Raw genomic sequence first — 15,902 nt, forward strand, 5'->3', positions numbered from 1 at the left:
GCACGCGACTCCTCAGCCGCTGCCGCCGGATGGAGACGGGTGAGGCGACCTGACACAACAGCGAGCCGTGACGGCTGCCATCCCTAGCAGGAACCAAAGAAACCGGGTGTCGTAGTAGTCACCTGAGAACAGGCTGGCGATCAAGATCGCACAGGCGCCGGCAACGGCGAAGGCGACATCGCGGGAGACAGCTCGCGCGCGCCACGCAATCGTCAACGGGACAGCCAGTGCCACCACGAGAGCAAGCAGCCCGACGAGTCCGCCCTCGGCCCCCACTGCGAGCACGAGGTTGTGAGGGTAGACCAGCTGCGTCGCCGACGTGAATCCACCGATCCCCGTTCCGACGAGTTGATTCTGCTCAAAGAGATCAAAAGCCTTCTCATAGTAGACGGACCGGCCCGAGTCATAGCCTTGCTGAAGGGTCTGGACGAAGATCCGATGATATATCCCATCCACCAGATCGGAAGGCGCGAGACGATATGCCGCAACGCCCGCCGCCGCAAGTACGGCCGCTGCGGCGATCAACTTCCGCGCTCCAAGCCGACGCGCGAGCGGGATGGCACCGACGGCCAGCACCGCAGAGATGGCCACCATGCCACCGCGCGACCCTGACAGGACCACTCCGGTGAACATTCCAGGAAGAACCAGCAGTGGCCATCGCCTGTTCTTGAGACTGCTGATCGCCAAGCAGGCGATCGCACCAAGGAGCATGACTCGGACAAACACGTTGGGGCCGCCACCAAATGCCGAGTACCTACCCTGGTCGCCGGGGCCGCCCGCAAGGGCGGCGCCAAGATATATGACAGCCGTCAGAAGGAGCCACGTCCACACGCGCCTCAGCGCTCCGATCGTCATGCGGCTCATGACGAATACGCTCATGGAAATCATTACCGCCATCACCACGACGTCGAGGAGTGGCTGTGCCCAGCTATCACCTGGCGGGGACCACGTCGCGGACACCGCCAAGTACAGGAAGAAGCCGTTGAAGGCCAGTCCGACAGCAGACACACCGACCCCGCGAGACACGCCCGTAGCAGGGAGGAACATCACGAATAGAAACGTGGCGAGCGCGAGCCCAAGGAAACGCAGCTCAACGTCCGGCCCGCCTAGACGAATGAGGGAGAAATCCCCCGCAAGGAGTGCGATGTAGAGGACAAGAAGGACAGCAAGTCGTTGCTTGTCGAGGAGAGACAGCTTGTCTGTCGCCAGCGACGGTTCCGCCGTCTCACCATGGGCGCAAGCCACATCCCCCGTCGGCGCCAGTGCCGGTGAAGCGCTCACCTACGACCTCCGAGCTCTTGTGCCGTGGTCCCGTACCCGATTCCACGTTCGAGGATCCGCCGGCCGCCATCACGTGCGTCATCTTGTCCAGACGCGGCACGGGGAGTCCTTCACATCGGGGGATCGCGAAGACGGGCACCCCAGCACAGATCGCGGGCGGACGCCCGCTGTGCAGCATCCCCGAGCCGGCCTTCCCGAGCGAGGCCGCGACATCACGACCGGGCCTCGTGCCGCGGCCTGATGCACGAGAAGCCGAGGGCGCACGCGCCCCCAGCTTCTCGTGGTAGCGATCAGATCAGGGCTGTGCGTGCCGCTTGCGTCGAACCATCACCACAGTGCCCGCGCCCAGCGCGAGCAGCGCTGCAGCCCCGAGCCCGAGCACCAGCGGCTCCGAACCCGTGGTCGCGAGCGCCCCACCACCGGTCGACCCGGACGCGGACCCGCCGGGCGCGCCGACGACGACGGTCGAGTCGGCGACCAGCGCACCTGTCGAGTCGGTGATGGCGACCCGGTAGCTCGCGGCCGACCGCAGCGTCACCGTGAAGGCGACGGAGTCGCTCGTGGCGGTCTTGGTCGCCGAGGCGGTGCCGGCGATCTCGATGTCGCCGCTCGGCACCGATGCCGGGCTCGACGTGATGGTGAGGGTGTAGGCCTCACCTGTCGTGGCACCCTCGAACACGACCTGGAAGGACTCGCCGACTGCGGGCGTCGAGTCGCTCACCTCGAGGTCGACGCCGGGTGCGACGTACGCCTGGGCCGCAGCGGCGGGCATGACGATCATCGCCGCAGCGGCGGCGAAAGCAAGAAGACGACGGTTCACCAGGGACCCCCCCTTGGGCTTCGCGGCAGCGCCGTCCCACCCTAGAAAATACGATCAACCGACAGCATACGCAGGATCCTCAACAAAGCCACCCACCTTCCACATTCACCCGGTGGTCGACCAGCGGGGTCATGGAGATCTCCGGTGTCCCGCTTTGACCAGGTCCGGTACGGAATTCGTAGGTGACGACGACCGACTCGCCGGGGTCGAGCTCGATGGTTCTCGCGATGACGAAGAAGTCGTCGTGGAGGTGCGACGCACCGCCCTGCCGGCCGTCACTCGTCACGACCTTCTCGACGACGCCGTCGCGGGGCGCGTAGGCCAGGACGTTGAAGCGCATCCGACCGGGGTCCAGCACCCGCCCGCCGCTGATGTACGGGGGCATGTCGACGACCTCGGGCGGTGCGGTCGACGTGAAGGTCACCGCCGCGTCGACCAGCCGCGTGCCGTCCGCGGCGCACGCACCAGGGCTCACCTGCACGTCGGCCTGCAGGTAGTACCCGATCTTCGAGCCGGTGCCGTCGTTGACGTAGAGACCGAGGACGGGGGCCCCGTCGCGCACGCCCCGCAGCTCGCCGCTGAGCACCGTCCCGGCGAGGCGAGCCTGCTCCTGAGGGTGCGAGGACCACAGGTGCAGCTGGTCCTGGCTCGCGGCCCCTGCTAGCGCACTCACCGTCTGCGCGGGGTCGCCGACCCCCTGGAGCGCAGCGTCGAAGATCGCAGCGCCCACCGTGGCGTAGAAGGCGTCCTGCTCGGTCGAGTCCTCGACCAGGCGGTAGACGGTGTTGTTGAGGACCTCCACGGCGTTGTCGACCGTCAGGCTCCCGCCCGTCGCGTCCGCCACGGGCCCCGGCGGCATCGCCACCGGACCGGTCGCACCGAGCATCGCGGCCAGGCCGGCCGTGTCGATCGAGACGACGCTGTCGATGTCACCGCCGACCTGCTGCTCCCAGATCGCCTCCGCCATTGCCGCAGCCCGCGGGAAGTCCGGCGTGAACGTCACGTCCGCCATGTAGATGCCGAGCTGCTCACCGAACAATGACCGTTCGACGTCCGTCAGCGGCAGCGCCGGCTCCGGCAGGCCGGACAGGTCGCCGGACGCATTGCGCAGCTCGACGAGCTCGACCGCACCCGCGTCGGCGCGCAGCAGGATCACCGCTCCAGGAATACCGCCCAGTGCTCGCGGCTCGGCATTGTTCTGGACCAGCAGAAGGTGCTGCCGCGGCCCGTCGGCCCCGAGCATCGCGGGAATCAGGTCGGCAGCGCGCGCCGCCGTGGCGGTGTCCGCGCCGACGTCGGCGAGCTGGCCTCGCAGCAGCTCCACCGGCTCGGCGACCTGCGGGAGCAGGCGCCCGGTGTCGACGTCCGCGAGCCGTCCGAGGGACGACTGCACCGCGTCGTCCGCCACGGCGAGCCGGGGCGCCACCGCCACCAGCGGCTCGAGGTCGATCCGGCCGTCGACGGGCGCGAGCCTGGAGGGGTCCACCACCTCGAGGGCGTCGACGAGCGACGGCAGCGCGTCCTGCGCGAGCTCGTCGACGGCACCTGCGACGGCCTGCACGGCGCGCACGTCGGGGCCGACGCCCGGGAGGGCGGCGGTCACGGCCCACACGGGGCCGGACGTGCGCGAGCGTGCCGTGGCGGCGTGGTCCTGGACGGCGACGAGGGTGGCGCGCGCCGCGTCGACGTCCCCGGCGCGCGCCTGCTCCTGCAGCAGCCCCACCTCGGTCCTGGCGGCCAGCAGCGCGTCCCGCGCGTCCAGCGCCGACCACGCGAGCCACGCCACGGACGCGCCGAGCACGAACGACACCGCGAGCAGCCCGAGCCACACCCCACGTCGGCGGGGATGGGCGCCGCGCATCATGTCGGCGGTCGACAGCCCGCGCCCCGTCCCGCGTCGTCGCGGGTGCCGAGCGGGTCCACGCGACGAGCGACCGGGCCGCCTGGGCAGTCGCGGACCGCGGCGCCCCGGACCGCGACGTCCCGCGGACGCCTCGGGAACGACCGGGATCGCCTGCGTCGTCCACTCCGGGCCCCAACCGGGATGAGCCACGCGCCGCCTCCGCCCCCCACACCTCGGTACTCGGGGCACCCCCCTGGTGCGTCCGTGGGCGATCGTAGCCGCCGCGCACCACGACACCGGGGCCGGGGCGACGCACTCCACCCTACGAGCCGGACGCCCGCCGCACCTCGTACCCGGACGTATGCGGACGGACGGGACGACGCGACGCGTCGTGCCGGCAGATCGCCCGCTGCGGTGGCCCGGCCGACGTCCCACGTCAGGCATCATCGGACGCCATGACGTCCACCGAGCCCCCGGCCCGCGTCCTCGCGGTCTGTACGGGCAACATCTGCCGGTCCCCCGTCGTCGAGCGCGTGCTCGCGGCCCGGCTCGCGGGCACGGACGTGCAGGTCACGTCGGCCGGGACGCGCGCCGTGGTGGGGCACGCGGTCTCCGCTCCCATGGTCCCGCTGATCACCGCCGCAGGCGCCGAGGCTGCCGGGTTCGCCGCGCGACAGCTCACGGCCGACATGATCCGCGAGTCCGACCTCGTGATCACCCTGACGCGCGCGCACCGCTCGCAGGTCGTCGAGCTGGTCCCGAGCGCGGTGCGCCGCACCTTCACGCTGCTCGAGATCGCCCGGCTCGTCGCGCACGTCGACCCGCAGGCCCTGCACGGCGCGGGGCCGACGCCCGGCGCCCGGGTGCGTGCGCTGCCCGGCCTGGCCGCCGCGGTGCGGCACGTCGCCGGCTCCGGCACGGACGACGTCGCGGACCCGATCGGCGGCACCGAGGCCGTCTACCGGGCGTCGTACGACGCGATGGCGCCCGCACTCAGCACCCTGACGAGGGCGCTACGGGACTGAGGCGGCGCGGACTACCATCACCACGTGCCCTCCGTCCTGTCCACCCTGATGCACCCCCAGCGCACCCCGCCCCCGCCGATCGACGTCGACCTCGCGAAGGTCATGGGCGCCGGCACCGCGGTCTGGGGAGTCGCACTGCTGGTCACGGGCGTGCTGTGGCTGGTCGGCACGGTCCCCGGCACGTGGCCGTGCATGTGCGCGGCCGGCGTGGTGCTCGGGCTCGTCGGCGTGCTGTGGGCTCGCAAGAACGGGCGCCTGGCGGCGGACGGCTCGGGTGCGATGGTCCGCCCGGGCGACCAGGACCTGAAGGCCTGACGCGGCTCAGCCCAGGAACACCTGGACGCACAGCCACCCGCGAGCGCCCTGCGTGCACGCCACGCCGATCTGCGAGAACGACGCGCGCAGGATGTTCTCGCGGTGCCCCTGCGACCTCATCCACCCCGTGACGGCCGCCTGCGCGGAGGCGTAGCCGAGCGACAGGTTCTCCCCCACCGTCCCCGACGCGCACGCCTCGAGGATCGGCCCCAGCGGGTCGTGCTCGAAGCGCCCCTCGGCCACCAGGAGCGCCGACCGGTCCGCCGCCTGCTGCGTGGCGCACGACGACACCCCGAGGGCCGGCAACCCCGCAGCGGCACGCTCCGCGCTGGTCAGCGCGACGATCTCGGCGGACATCGCCCCGCCCTGGTCCGACGCGACCGTCGTACCCGACGCGTCGGCAGCGGCTCCCCCGGCGGTCGGGCGGGCGGCGTCGCGCGGCTCGGGTGCCGGCACGGCGGGGGCAGGGGGCTCGTCGGCCGGGGGTGGCTCCGGGTCGGCGGTCGGCGGGACGGCCGAGCTCGTCGCCGGCAGCGGTTCGGTCGGCTCGGGGGCGCCGCTGCGCTCGCCGCTGCGGGAGACCGGGTCCTGCAGGCGCCCGACCAGGTCCCCGGACGTCAGGGAGAGCGCGACGTGCTCCGTCGGTGCGTGCGCGCCGGGTGCGGCGACCAGGATCAGCGCCAGCGCGACGACGAGGATCCCCGCTGACCCGACCATCCGCACCCGGCGACGTCGATGACCCCGACGCTCGCGCCAGCGTCGGATCTCGCGGCGTTGAGCGACGGGCACGAGGGGACGTTACCCGACCGTGACCTATATCGGTAGTTCCTATGCTTCTGGGCGGTTCATCCCAGCACGAGCGACAGCGCCGCGTCACCGTCGTCCGGGTCCGCGAGCAGAGCCTCGACCTCCCCGCGCGCGCCCCACCGACCGGTCGCCCACGCCAGGCCCGAGGCCAGACCCGCGACGTGCACGGCGTGCACCTGTGCCTGCACTCCCGCGCCGACGACCCACCAGCCGACGGGCGCACCGCCCACCCGGAGCTCGTCGTGCCGCCACCACACCGGCGGGACGTCGGGCAGCAGCACGAGGAGCGCCTCGGGCACGTCCTCCGGCTCACCGTCGCCCGCGACGTCCCCGTCACCCTGCGACGACGCGAGCGGGAGGTCCAGCAGGTCCGCGACCCGAGCCGCGGCGTCGTCGTCCGCGCCCGGCACCGGGACGGGCACGACCGGCACGTCGTGCGCACCCGCGCGCTGCCACCACCGCGGGTCGTCCGCCACCACGGCGTCCTGGACGACGTGCGCGACACCCGGCGCCGTCAGCGCCACCACCACAGCGGGCGCCTCGTCAGGCCCGGCCCCCGCCGCCCACGCCCGCCACACGTGCCCCGCCACGTCGAGCGGCACGGACGCGCCGACCGGGCCCAGCCGCTCCAGCACCGCCGGCCACCGCGCCGCCGGGACCTCCGCGAGCGACCCGACCCCGCCGAGCGCGCGCAGCACGTCCGCGTCCAGGGCCGCGAGCACGTCGGGCACCGGAGGCACCAGCGCCGCAGGCAGCCCCGACGCGCCCGGCAGCGCGAACACCTCCGGCAGCGGCAGGTCGGCGCGCTCGCGCAACCACCACGCCGTGTACGACGGTCCCGTGGCCGTCGCGCCCTCGCCGCGCACGGGCGTCACGAGCGCCGCGCGCAGCGCCGGCGTGCCGGCCAGGTGCGCCAGCAGCTCCGGCCAGCGCTCGTCGTCCACGGCGTCCAGGTCCGCGACCGCGGGCACGTCACCGCAGTACGCCCCGACGTCCAGCACCTCGGCGAGGTCGTCGACGTACTCGGCCCAGCCGTCGAGCGAGGCGGCCGCCAGGGAGGCTCCGTCGTCACCCTCGTCGTCGGGGACCACCCCCGCGACGACGTCCGGCACGGTCGTCACCACCAGGTCGTCCCGCACGCCGACGGCGGCCAGCACCTCGCGACCCCAGCGTTCGACCGCGTCGGCCGCCACCGGCGCCAGGACCCGGTCGTCGAGCAGCCGCGCCGCCGGCCCGCCCGGCAGCACCAACCCGTGCGCCGGCGCCGGCTCCCCGTCGGCCGCGTCGAGCGTCAGCAGGCCCAGCCACCCGACCGCGGCCGCGGGCACGGTCCCCGCGGCGCGGACGACGTCCAGCACGGCGGCCGTCACCTCGTCCGCGTGCTCCAGGTCGTCGTCGTCCGCCTGCCCCAGCACGGCTGCCCGCAGTGCCGGGTGGGCCAGCAGCGCCGCGGCGTCCACGCGCTGCGCCCCCAGTCGTGCCAGCAACGGAGCGGCCGCCGCCGGGTCCACGACACGCAGGCCCCACTCGCGCAACGCCGCCAGCGTGGCCGGCGCCAGGCCTGTCACGTCGTCGTCCAGCAGCACCACGCCCCGCGGTCCGCGGACCACGCGGCCGTCGACCAGCGGCACGGGAAGGGCGGCCAGACCCTCGCGCGCCGTCGTGTCCTGCGCCGCACCGTCCAGCGCGTCGTACAGCGCCGGCCAGTCGACGTCCCCGCCCGTCGGCAGCTCGTCCACGACCTCCGCGAGCGTGCGCTCCTCGACGCCCAGCACCCGCACCGCCGCCGCACCCGACGCCGGGACGCGCACCAGACCGCCCACCACCGTGCCGAGCGCCGCGACCGCCGCGGGGTCCGTCAGGTCGCGCACCGTGGTCGCACGCAGGGGCGCGACCAGGCCGTCCTGCGGGGACGCGGGCACGAGCAGCGGCGTGCGGACCAGCGCCTCGAGCGCCCGCTCCCGCAGCACGGCGTCGACCGCACCGGCCGCCAGACCCGTCGGGACCAGCGCCGTCGCGTCCTGCCCGTCCGCTGCCACCCGGCCCACGAGCTCCGCGTACGCCTGTCCCGCACGGGCCAGCACCTCGTCCGTCAGCGGGCCCGGTGCCACGTGCCGGCGCGACGGGTCCAGCGGCAGCGTCGCCACGAGCAGCGCGGGCAGGGAGCAGGGCTCGTCCGTGGGCGTCGGCGCGTGCACCACGTGCGGCAGCTGCCCCGCGTCCCCCCGCGGCAGCGCCCACGTCACGCGCCAGGACCGCGCGCCACGCTGCTCCACCGGACGGTCCGCGACCAGCGCCAGCGGCACCTCGCCCTCCGCCGTCAGGACGTCCCAGCGGTCGTGGACGTCCGCCAGGCGGCGCGGCGGGTCACCCTCGACGTCGACGAGCACCTCGACGAGCCCCGGCAGCGCCAGCAGCAGCACGTCGTCGACGGCCTCGAGCAGCGAACGGACCTCGTCCCGGACCACCGCGTCACGCAGCTCCAGGACGACGGCCGTGTCGTACCCCGACGGCGGCCGGGCCTCCGCCTGCCACGGCAGCCGCAGCACCGGCAGGGAGCCGTCGCGGCGGCGCACCTCGTCCGCGAGGGTCGGACGTCCCTGCGCCGCCTCCTGGGCGGCGGTGTCCTCCAGGGCCTGGAGGGTGTCCGCCAGGGAGAACCGCACCGCGCCCGTCGTCGAGGCGACCGTGATCTCGTCGGACACCGCCCGCACCGCCGCGAACCCGACGCCGAACCGCCCGACCGTGCCGGTGCCGGCGTCCCGCTTGGACGACGCGCGCAGCGACGCGAGCGACGCGACGCCCGCCGCGTCCAGGGGTGCGCCCGTGTTCGCGGCGACGAGCACCGCGGTGCCCTCGTCCGTCGTCGCCAGGCGCAGGAGCAGGCGACCGCCGACGCCCGCGCGCGTCGCGGCGTCCGCGGCGTTCTGCGCGAGCTCGACCAGCACGCGGTCGCGGTAGTACCCGCGGGCGTGGTCCTCCTCGGTGTTCGCGTCCTCCCGCAACCGCGCCGGCGACGCCCGCCACGCCTCCAGCACCGCCCCGCGCAGCGCGGCCGTGCCGAAGACGTCCGTGGTCACGCCTCGTCGGCGGGACGCTCGTCGGCGTCCGTCTCCGTGGCCTCGGTGTCCGTCGGGTCGGTGTCGGTGGGTTCGGCGTTCTCGGTGTCCGCGACCTCGGTATCCGCGGCCTCGGTGTCCGCGACCTCGGTGTCCGCGGCCTCGGTGACGTCGACGACGGGCTCGGACCCGGCCGGGGAGGTGGCTCCGGACTTCGCGCCGTCCGTGCGCTCGACGACGTCGATCGCCAGCTCGTCGAAGAGCGGGTCGGGCGCCGGCCACTCGCTGGCGGCAGGCTCGGCGTCCGTCTCCGAGTGGGCGCCGCAACCGTGGTCGAGGCTGACGACCTTGCCGTCGTCGGGCGACCACTCGTTGGCGCACACGGCGAACAGCTGCCCGAGCGACCCCTGCAGCGGCACCATGAACCCGCACGACCAGCACGCGCCAGCGGACGCGACCGCGCCGGGCGTCGCGGGCCCGCGGGACCCGCGGTACCAGCGCTGCGCAGCCTCCGCGCGACCCTGCGGCGACAGCACCCGGACCCGCGCGAGCGCGAGCTCGTCGATCGCCACCTCGTCGATCTCGGGGTCGCCCGTCGGGGTGAAGCCGGGCTCGAGGCGCGGGTCGTCGGGACGGAACGGCAGGACGTCGCCGGGGCCGATGTCGCCGGGGCGCAGACGCTCCGACCACGGCACCCACGGCCGCGCGAGGACCGCGTCCTCGCCCGGCAGCAGCTCCGCCTCGCAGACGGTGGCGGTCCGCCCGCGCGGCACGCGCGCCACGGTGACGGTCCACGCCCAGCCGCGGTACCCGCGGGCGGTGCACGCGAACCGGTGGGACACGAGCCGCTCGGCCTCGCGCACGGCACCGAGGTACTCCCCGACGTACTCGGGCTCCTCGGCGATCTCGAGCGCGACCTCACGCGCGAGGTCGACGGCACGCTCCAGGACGGCGTCCTTGACGGCAGCCACGATCAGGCCTCGAGCTTGTCGGCGACGCCGCGCAGCAACGACGCGTACTGGGCGGAGCGCTGGCCCTCGGGGTAGCGACCGCGGCGCAGGTCGTTGCCGATCTTGTCGAGCACCTTGATGAGGTCCTCCACCACGACGGCCATCTCGTCCGCCGGGGGACGGCGGGCCTTCACGACCGAGGGCACGGGGTCCAGCACGGTGACGGACAGGGCCTGCGGTCCACGCCGACCGTCCGCGACGCCGAACTCGACCTTCGTGCCGGGCTTGGGGTCGCTGACCCCCACGGGCAGTGCCGAGGCGTGCAGGAACACCTCACCGCCGTCGTCGCTCGCGATGAAGCCGAATCCACGCTCGGTGTCGAACCACTTGACCTTGCCGGTGGGCACTCCTGCTCCTTCAGCGCCGGACACGTCCGCGAGCACTCCCGCAGATCGTCACCAGGCTACCGGGCCGCGCACGTCGATTCCCTACTCCCGCGCGCGAACCCCTCCCGCGGCCCGGTCCCGGCACCCGCCCACGCGCCCGTCACCGCCGACCGGCCCACCCCGGTGGTAGACCAGGACGGTGGACGACCAGCGCGCACGTGAGCTGCTCCTGGCGCTGCGGGCCGACACCCTGGGACGGCTGACCGGCCTCGGTGACGCGCGCCAGGAGGTCGTCGACGCCGCGCGGGACGCCAACGTCGACGACGAGCACGACCCGGAGGGCGCGACCATCGCGTTCGAGCGCGCCCAGCTGCAGGCGCTCGGGGCGGCCGCCGGCCGGCGCCTCGCCGAGGTGGACGCGGCGCTCGCGCGCGTGGACGCCGGGACCTACGGCAGGTGCGTCGTGGGCGGCGAGGCGATCGACGACGCTCGGTTGGAGGCCCGGCCGACGGCGACCACCTGCGTCGCGCACTCCTGACCGGCGCGCGCCCGGACGTCCGGGCTCAGGCGCCCTGCGCGAGCCGGTCCAGCGCGAGCGCGGCGAGCACCGCGGCGCTGGGCGCGAGCGCCGCGTCGGCGAAGCGAGCACGCGGCGAGTGGTTGTACGGCGCGTCCGCCGGGTCGTCACCCGCGGGCGTCGCCCCGACGAACACGAACGCGCCGGGCACCTGCTGCAGGACGTACGAGAAGTCCTCGGCGCCCGGCACGGGGACGTCCGCGTCGAACCACCCGGCCTCGCCGTAGAGGGTCTGCGTCACGCGACGGGCGCGCGCGACCTCGGTGGCGTCGTTCACGGTCACCGGGTAGCCGCGGGTGTACTCGACGGTCGCGGTCAGCCCGTGCGCCGCCGCGACGTGCTCGGCCAGCCGTGTGATCCGCTCGGGCACCGCCGCGTGCGTCGCCGGGCTGAACGTGCGGATCGTCGCCTCGAGGTGAGCCGTGTCGGGGATGATGTTGTCCTTGGTCCCCGCCTCGACGAGCCCCACCGTGACCACCACCGGGTCGAACACGTCGAACTGCCGCGTCACCATCGCCTGCAGCGCGAGCACCATCTCGGCGGCCACCGGCACGGGGTCCGCCGCGAGGTACGGCTTGGACCCGTGCCCGCCGCGCCCCTCGACCGTGACGCGCACCGTGTCCGAGGCGGCCATGAGCGTGCCGGGCCGCGACGCGACCACGCCCTGCGGCAGCGTCGAGGACATGACGTGCGCGCCGTACGCGGCGACGACGCGCGTGCCCGCGGCGTCCAGCACGCCCTCCTCGATCATGAGGCGGGCACCGTGGTAGCCCTCCTCGCCGGGCTGGAACATCAGGACGACGGACCCGGCGATCTCCTCGCGCCGCGCCGCGAGGAGCCGCGCCGCGCCGACCAGGCCCGCGACGTGCAGGTCGTGCCCGCAGGCGTGCATGACGCCCTCGTGCTCCGACGTGAAGGGCTCACCCGTCTGCTCGGTGACCGGCAGCGCGTCCATGTCACCGCGCAGCAGCACCGCCGGGCCGGGACGCGCGCCCCGCAGCACCGCCGTGACGGACGACAGCGCACGTCCGGTCGACACCTCGAGGTCGAGGTCCGCGAGCGCCTCCAGCACGAGACGCTGCGTGCGCGGCAGGTCCAACCCGCGCTCGGGGACCCGGTGCAGCGCGTGGCGCAGCGCCGCCGTGCGCGGCAGGTCCGCTGCGGCGTCCTCGCGCAGGGACGTCAGCGTGGCGTCGTCGAGCGTGCTCGTCGGGTCCTGCGTCATGCCCTCGTGGTGCCCCATGGCGCCACCCTGCCACAGCGCGGCGACGGGCCACCGCGTGCGCCGGCCGGGGGACGCCGCGGCCGGGATTTCCCCCGTCCGCCGACGACGACGTCCCACGTCACGGCCGGTGGCGTCCCTAGCCTGGGCCGGTGAGCCCGAGCCGCGACGCCGACGGCCGGCGCGTCCCGCCCGGCCCGCCACCGGACCGTGCGCGCGTCCCGGCGTGGGCCCCCGTCCGCGTCGACCGGCCCGCCGCGCCGACGTCCGCCGCCCCTGCCGGCACCCCGGCGCACCGCCAGGACGACGGCCCCACCGGCCGGGCGTGGTCCCGTCGCCTCCGGGTGCCGCGCGTGCGTCTGCGGGTGTCGCGCGTGACCGTCGCAGCAGCCGGCGCGGCACTCGTCGTCAGCGCCGCGGTGGCCACCGCGTCCCTCGCGGGCGACGGCCGGGCCGGCGGCACGCCGGGTGCCACGCCGACCCCCGGGCCCACGACGTCCGCGCCCGCCACCGGATCGCTCGAGCGCGAGGTCGGTCGCCTGCAGGTCGACCTCGCGGTCGCGCGCGCGACCCTCGTCGGTGCGCAGGAGGAGGACGCGGCCGTACGCCGGGACCTCGAGCGTGCCGTCATCGCCGCGCAGGCGTGGCTCGACGCGCAGGTGGCACCGACCACCGCCGCGGACGTGAGCCGGATGCTGCGTGAGGTCAGCGGCCACCGCGACGCCGTCGCGACACTGGTCGGCCGGATGGCGAGTGGCCGGGCCGCACCCACGGCCGCGCCGACCGTCGCCCCGTCGACCGCCGCCGCGTCGCCCCGGACCGCACCGCCGCGGGCCCCGGCGCGCGCCCCGGCGTCCTCGCCGCGCCGGACCGCCGCACCGGCGCCCACCCCGGTCCCGACGAGCGAGCCCACCGCGGCACCGTCGTCGGCCCCCGCGACTCCGGCGCCCACGGCCTCCCCCGCTCCGGCGCCGACCGCACCCGGGCCGACCACGGGCCCCACCACGGCACCGGAGCCGACCACCTCACCGGACGGCGGCGAGCCGGCGGCGGAGCCCGCGGCCCCCTGACGGCCCGCCTGCTCGGGGCGGCGGCGGGGTGCCGGCCGCGCCGCACGGGCGCACGCGGTGCCGACGCGCACGTATCGTGGTGCGGATGGCCACGTTCACCGGGTACCTGCGCGCACGCAGCGACGACGAGCTCGTCGCGCTGCTCGTGCGCCGGCCCGACCTGGCCACGCCGCACCCCGCGACGCTCGCGTCCCTCGCGGCCCGGGCCACCAGCCGGTCCAGCCTCGACCGGGCGCTGACCTGGGTCGACGCGCTCGTGCTGCAGGTCCTCGAGGCGGTCACGGTGCTCGCGTCGACCACGGGAGCACCCCGGCCCGAGGACATCCGGGCGGCCGTCGGGGCGGGACCCGACGACGCGCCCGCCCTCACACGTGCGATCGGGGATGCCGTCGCGCTCGCGCTGCTGTGGCCCGACGAGCACGGTGCCCTGCACCCCGCGCCAGGGCTGGTCGACGCGCTGGGACCGTCGGTCGCGGGTCTGGCCCCCGGCCCCGACGACGCGGGCGACGAGACCCCCGGCCCGGGGTCCGGCGGTGCGGCCACCGACCCGGCCGCGCCCGCCGGCGGCTCACCGTCGCCCGTGCTCGCCGACGCACCGCCGGGTGCGGGCCCGGTGCTCGACGCGCTCACGTGGGGGCCGCCCGTCGGGGTCATGCCACCGCCCGGGAGCACGGCGGCGGACGCCGTCGCGTGGCTGCTCGAGCACGGGCTCCTGGTCCGCGGCGACGGCCGTCACGTGCTGCTGCCCCGGTCCGTCGCGCTCGCGCTGCGCGGCGGCCGGACCCACCGCGCCCCCGCGCTCGCGCCCACGGCCGCCGATGCCCCCGTGCGCGACACGCAGGTCGTCGCCGCGGAGTCGGCACGCGCGGCCGAGCACACCGTGCGCCTGGTGCGTCAGCTGCTGACGCGCTGGGAGCAGTCGCCGCCGGCGGTGCTGCGGGCCGGCGGCCTGGGCGCGCGCGACCTGCGTCGCACCGCGCAGGGCCTCGACGTGGACGACGCGCACGCCGCGTGGCTCGTCGAGACCGCCGCGTCCGCGGGCCTGCTCGCCGACGACGGCGAGGAGAGCCCTGCCTTCGTCCCGACGCTCGAGGCCGACGTGTGGTCCGCGCAGGACGTGCCCCCGCGCTGGGCAGAGCTGGCGCGCGCGTGGCTCGGGTCGACCCGCACGCCCTGGCTCGTCGGCGGGCGGGACGAGCGCGGGGCGCTGCGCGCGGCGCTGGACCCCGAGCTCACGCGGCCGTGGGTGCCGCGGCTGCGGCGCGCCGTCCTCGACGTGCTGGCGTCCGCGCCCGTCGGCGCCGCCCTGCCCGCCGAGGACGTCCACGCGGCACTGCAGTGGCGCACGCCCCGCTCGGCTCCGCCGATGTCCGCGGTCGAGGCGGTGCTCACCGACGCGACGCGCCTGGGCGTGCTCGGCGCGGGCGCGCTGTCCAGCGCCGGACGCGCGCTGCTCGCCGGCGGGGACGCCGTCGCGGCGCTCACCGCGGACCTGCCCGCGCCCGTCGAGGAGATCCTGCTGCAGGGGGACCTCACGGGCGTCGTGCCCGGGCGACCGGGTGCGGATCTCGAGGACCTGCTCGACCTGGCCGCGGTCGTCGAGTCACGCGGCGGCGCGGTGACCGTCCGGTTCACCGCCGAGTCCGTGCTGCGCGCGCTGGACGCGGGCACGACCGCGGACGACCTGCTCGCGCGGCTGGGTGCCGCCGCCCGCGGCCGGGTCCCCCAGCCCCTGGAGTACCTGGTGCGCGACGTCGCGCGCCGGCACGGTCGGCTGCGGGCCGGTGCCGCGTCGTCGTACGTCCGCTCCGACGACCCCGCGCTGCTCGCCGGGCTGGCCGACGACCCGCGTCTGGCGTCCCTGGGCGTACGGCTGCTCGCGCCGACGGTGCTCGTCGCCGACGCGTCCCCCAGCGAGATGCTCGCCGTGCTGCGCGCCCGCGGGCTGGCCCCGGTCGCCGAGGACGCCCGCGGCTCCGTCGTGCACGCGGTCGCGCCCGAGCGCCGGGTCCGTGCCCGCAGCCGGCGCACCGCACCGGTGCACGAGCGTCCGCAGCCGGACCGCGCCGCGGCCGTCGTGCGGTCGTTGCGGCGCGGCACCCCCGCGGACGACCTCGTGACGCCGCGTCCCCCGACCGGCGCGACGGCCACGCCCTCACCGGCCACGGCCTCCTCGGGCACGGGCCGCGGACCCCGTCGCCCCGACGCTGCCGAGGGTCCGCGGGCCGCCGGGACGCCCGGCCGCGGCCCGACGCGCGCGCCCGGTGGAACATCCGAGCCCGGGGACCTGTTGGTGCTCCTGCGGGAAGCGGCGCAGGCGCGGGCGTCCGTGTGGGTCGAGATGGTCGGGCCCGACGGCCGGTCCCAGCGTCGGCTCGTGCGGCCGCTGAAGGTCGAAGGCGGCCGGCTGCGCGCGCTGGACCCCCAGCGTGAGGCCGAGCTCACCGTCGCCGTCCACCGCATCGCGGGCGTCGAACCCGCCACCACACCTGGCTCATGAGACCGAGAGAACTGGGGCTTCACGGCCCCGCATCCTCGGTCTCGCGA

General features: G+C 75.7%; 13 protein-coding genes. 5 read left to right on the plus strand and 8 right to left on the minus strand.

Translation table 11 applies throughout. The features are described from left to right. Nucleotides 1–12: 12 nt before the first annotated feature. From IR158_RS15340 to IR158_RS15350, 3 genes are all read right to left on the minus strand, one after another. Complete coding sequence (locus IR158_RS15340) at nt 13–1,281, minus strand: O-antigen ligase (RefSeq protein WP_291814310.1); 1,269 nt, start codon at nt 1,279–1,281, stop codon at nt 13–15. Nucleotides 1,282–1,576: 295 nt separating this feature from the next. Further along, nucleotides 1,577–2,101, minus strand: coding sequence for a peptidase (locus IR158_RS15345; protein ID WP_291814311.1), 525 nt, complete (start codon nt 2,099–2,101; stop codon nt 1,577–1,579). 79 nt (nt 2,102–2,180) lie between these two features. Further along, a complete protein-coding gene (locus tag IR158_RS15350) occupies nt 2,181–3,932 on the minus strand; it encodes a DUF4012 domain-containing protein (protein ID WP_291814313.1) in 1,752 nt (583 codons plus the stop codon). Nucleotides 3,933–4,399: 467 nt separating this feature from the next. Between IR158_RS15350 and IR158_RS15355 the strand changes: the two genes are divergently transcribed. Further along, nucleotides 4,400–4,969: a low molecular weight phosphatase family protein gene (locus tag IR158_RS15355; RefSeq protein ID WP_291814314.1), complete on the plus strand. Its 570-nt coding sequence runs from the start codon at nt 4,400–4,402 to the stop codon at nt 4,967–4,969. 24 nt (nt 4,970–4,993) lie between these two features. After that, the gene (locus IR158_RS15360; protein ID WP_291814316.1) at nt 4,994–5,284 is read left to right on the plus strand and encodes a DUF2530 domain-containing protein; all 291 of its coding nucleotides are present in this window, start codon (nt 4,994–4,996) and stop codon (nt 5,282–5,284) included. A gap of 6 nt (nt 5,285–5,290) precedes the next feature. On the opposite strand, the gene IR158_RS15365 is transcribed toward IR158_RS15360, so the two are convergent. From IR158_RS15365 to IR158_RS15380, 4 genes are read right to left on the minus strand one after another with little or no spacing between them, the layout of a single operon-like run. Beyond that, a complete protein-coding gene (locus IR158_RS15365; RefSeq protein WP_291814318.1) occupies nt 5,291–6,073 on the minus strand; it encodes a CAP domain-containing protein in 783 nt (260 codons plus the stop codon). Nucleotides 6,074–6,129: 56 nt separating this feature from the next. Further along, the gene (locus IR158_RS15370) at nt 6,130–9,171 is read right to left on the minus strand and encodes an ATP-binding protein (RefSeq protein ID WP_291814320.1); all 3,042 of its coding nucleotides are present in this window, start codon (nt 9,169–9,171) and stop codon (nt 6,130–6,132) included. After that, nucleotides 9,168–10,121, minus strand: a complete 954-nt coding sequence (locus IR158_RS15375; protein ID WP_291814321.1) for a DUF3027 domain-containing protein — start codon at nt 10,119–10,121, stop codon at nt 9,168–9,170. Before IR158_RS15375 ends, IR158_RS15370 begins: the two co-directional genes overlap by 4 nt. Before the next feature lie 2 nt (nt 10,122–10,123). Then, complete coding sequence (locus IR158_RS15380; RefSeq protein WP_291814323.1) at nt 10,124–10,507, minus strand: cold-shock protein; 384 nt, start codon at nt 10,505–10,507, stop codon at nt 10,124–10,126. A gap of 178 nt (nt 10,508–10,685) precedes the next feature. Between IR158_RS15380 and IR158_RS15385 the strand changes: the two genes are divergently transcribed. Beyond that, a complete protein-coding gene (locus tag IR158_RS15385; protein ID WP_291814325.1) occupies nt 10,686–11,024 on the plus strand; it encodes a TraR/DksA C4-type zinc finger protein in 339 nt (112 codons plus the stop codon). A 25-nt stretch (nt 11,025–11,049) separates the two neighbouring features. Here the strand turns inward: IR158_RS15385 and IR158_RS15390 are convergent, their stop codons facing one another. Beyond that, nucleotides 11,050–12,306: a M20 family metallopeptidase gene (locus IR158_RS15390; protein ID WP_291814327.1), complete on the minus strand. Its 1,257-nt coding sequence runs from the start codon at nt 12,304–12,306 to the stop codon at nt 11,050–11,052. A 131-nt stretch (nt 12,307–12,437) separates the two neighbouring features. On the opposite strand from IR158_RS15390, the gene IR158_RS15395 reads away from it, so the two are divergent. Together IR158_RS15395 and IR158_RS15400 are read left to right on the plus strand one after the other, a co-directional pair. Further along, a complete protein-coding gene (locus tag IR158_RS15395) occupies nt 12,438–13,355 on the plus strand; it encodes a hypothetical protein (RefSeq protein ID WP_291814328.1) in 918 nt (305 codons plus the stop codon). Nucleotides 13,356–13,440: 85 nt separating this feature from the next. After that, nucleotides 13,441–15,855 (plus strand): helicase-associated domain-containing protein, encoded by a 2,415-nt coding sequence (locus tag IR158_RS15400; RefSeq protein WP_291814329.1) that lies wholly within the window; start codon nt 13,441–13,443, stop codon nt 15,853–15,855. Nucleotides 15,856–15,902: the final 47 nt, after the last annotated feature.

Source organism: Cellulomonas sp., assembly GCF_015234515.1.
Lineage (GTDB): Bacteria > Actinomycetota > Actinomycetes > Actinomycetales > Cellulomonadaceae > Cellulomonas.

Excerpts from the sequence above, each read along its gene's own strand:
- IR158_RS15355 (WP_291814314.1), top strand. The coding sequence starts at position 4,400 with ATGACGTCCACCGAGCCCCCGGCCCGCGTCCTCGCGGTCTGTACGGGC.
- IR158_RS15390 (WP_291814327.1), bottom strand. The coding sequence starts at position 12,306 with ATGGGGCACCACGAGGGCATGACGCAGGACCCGACGAGCACGCTCGAC.
- IR158_RS15400 (WP_291814329.1), top strand. The coding sequence starts at position 13,441 with ATGGCCACGTTCACCGGGTACCTGCGCGCACGCAGCGACGACGAGCTC.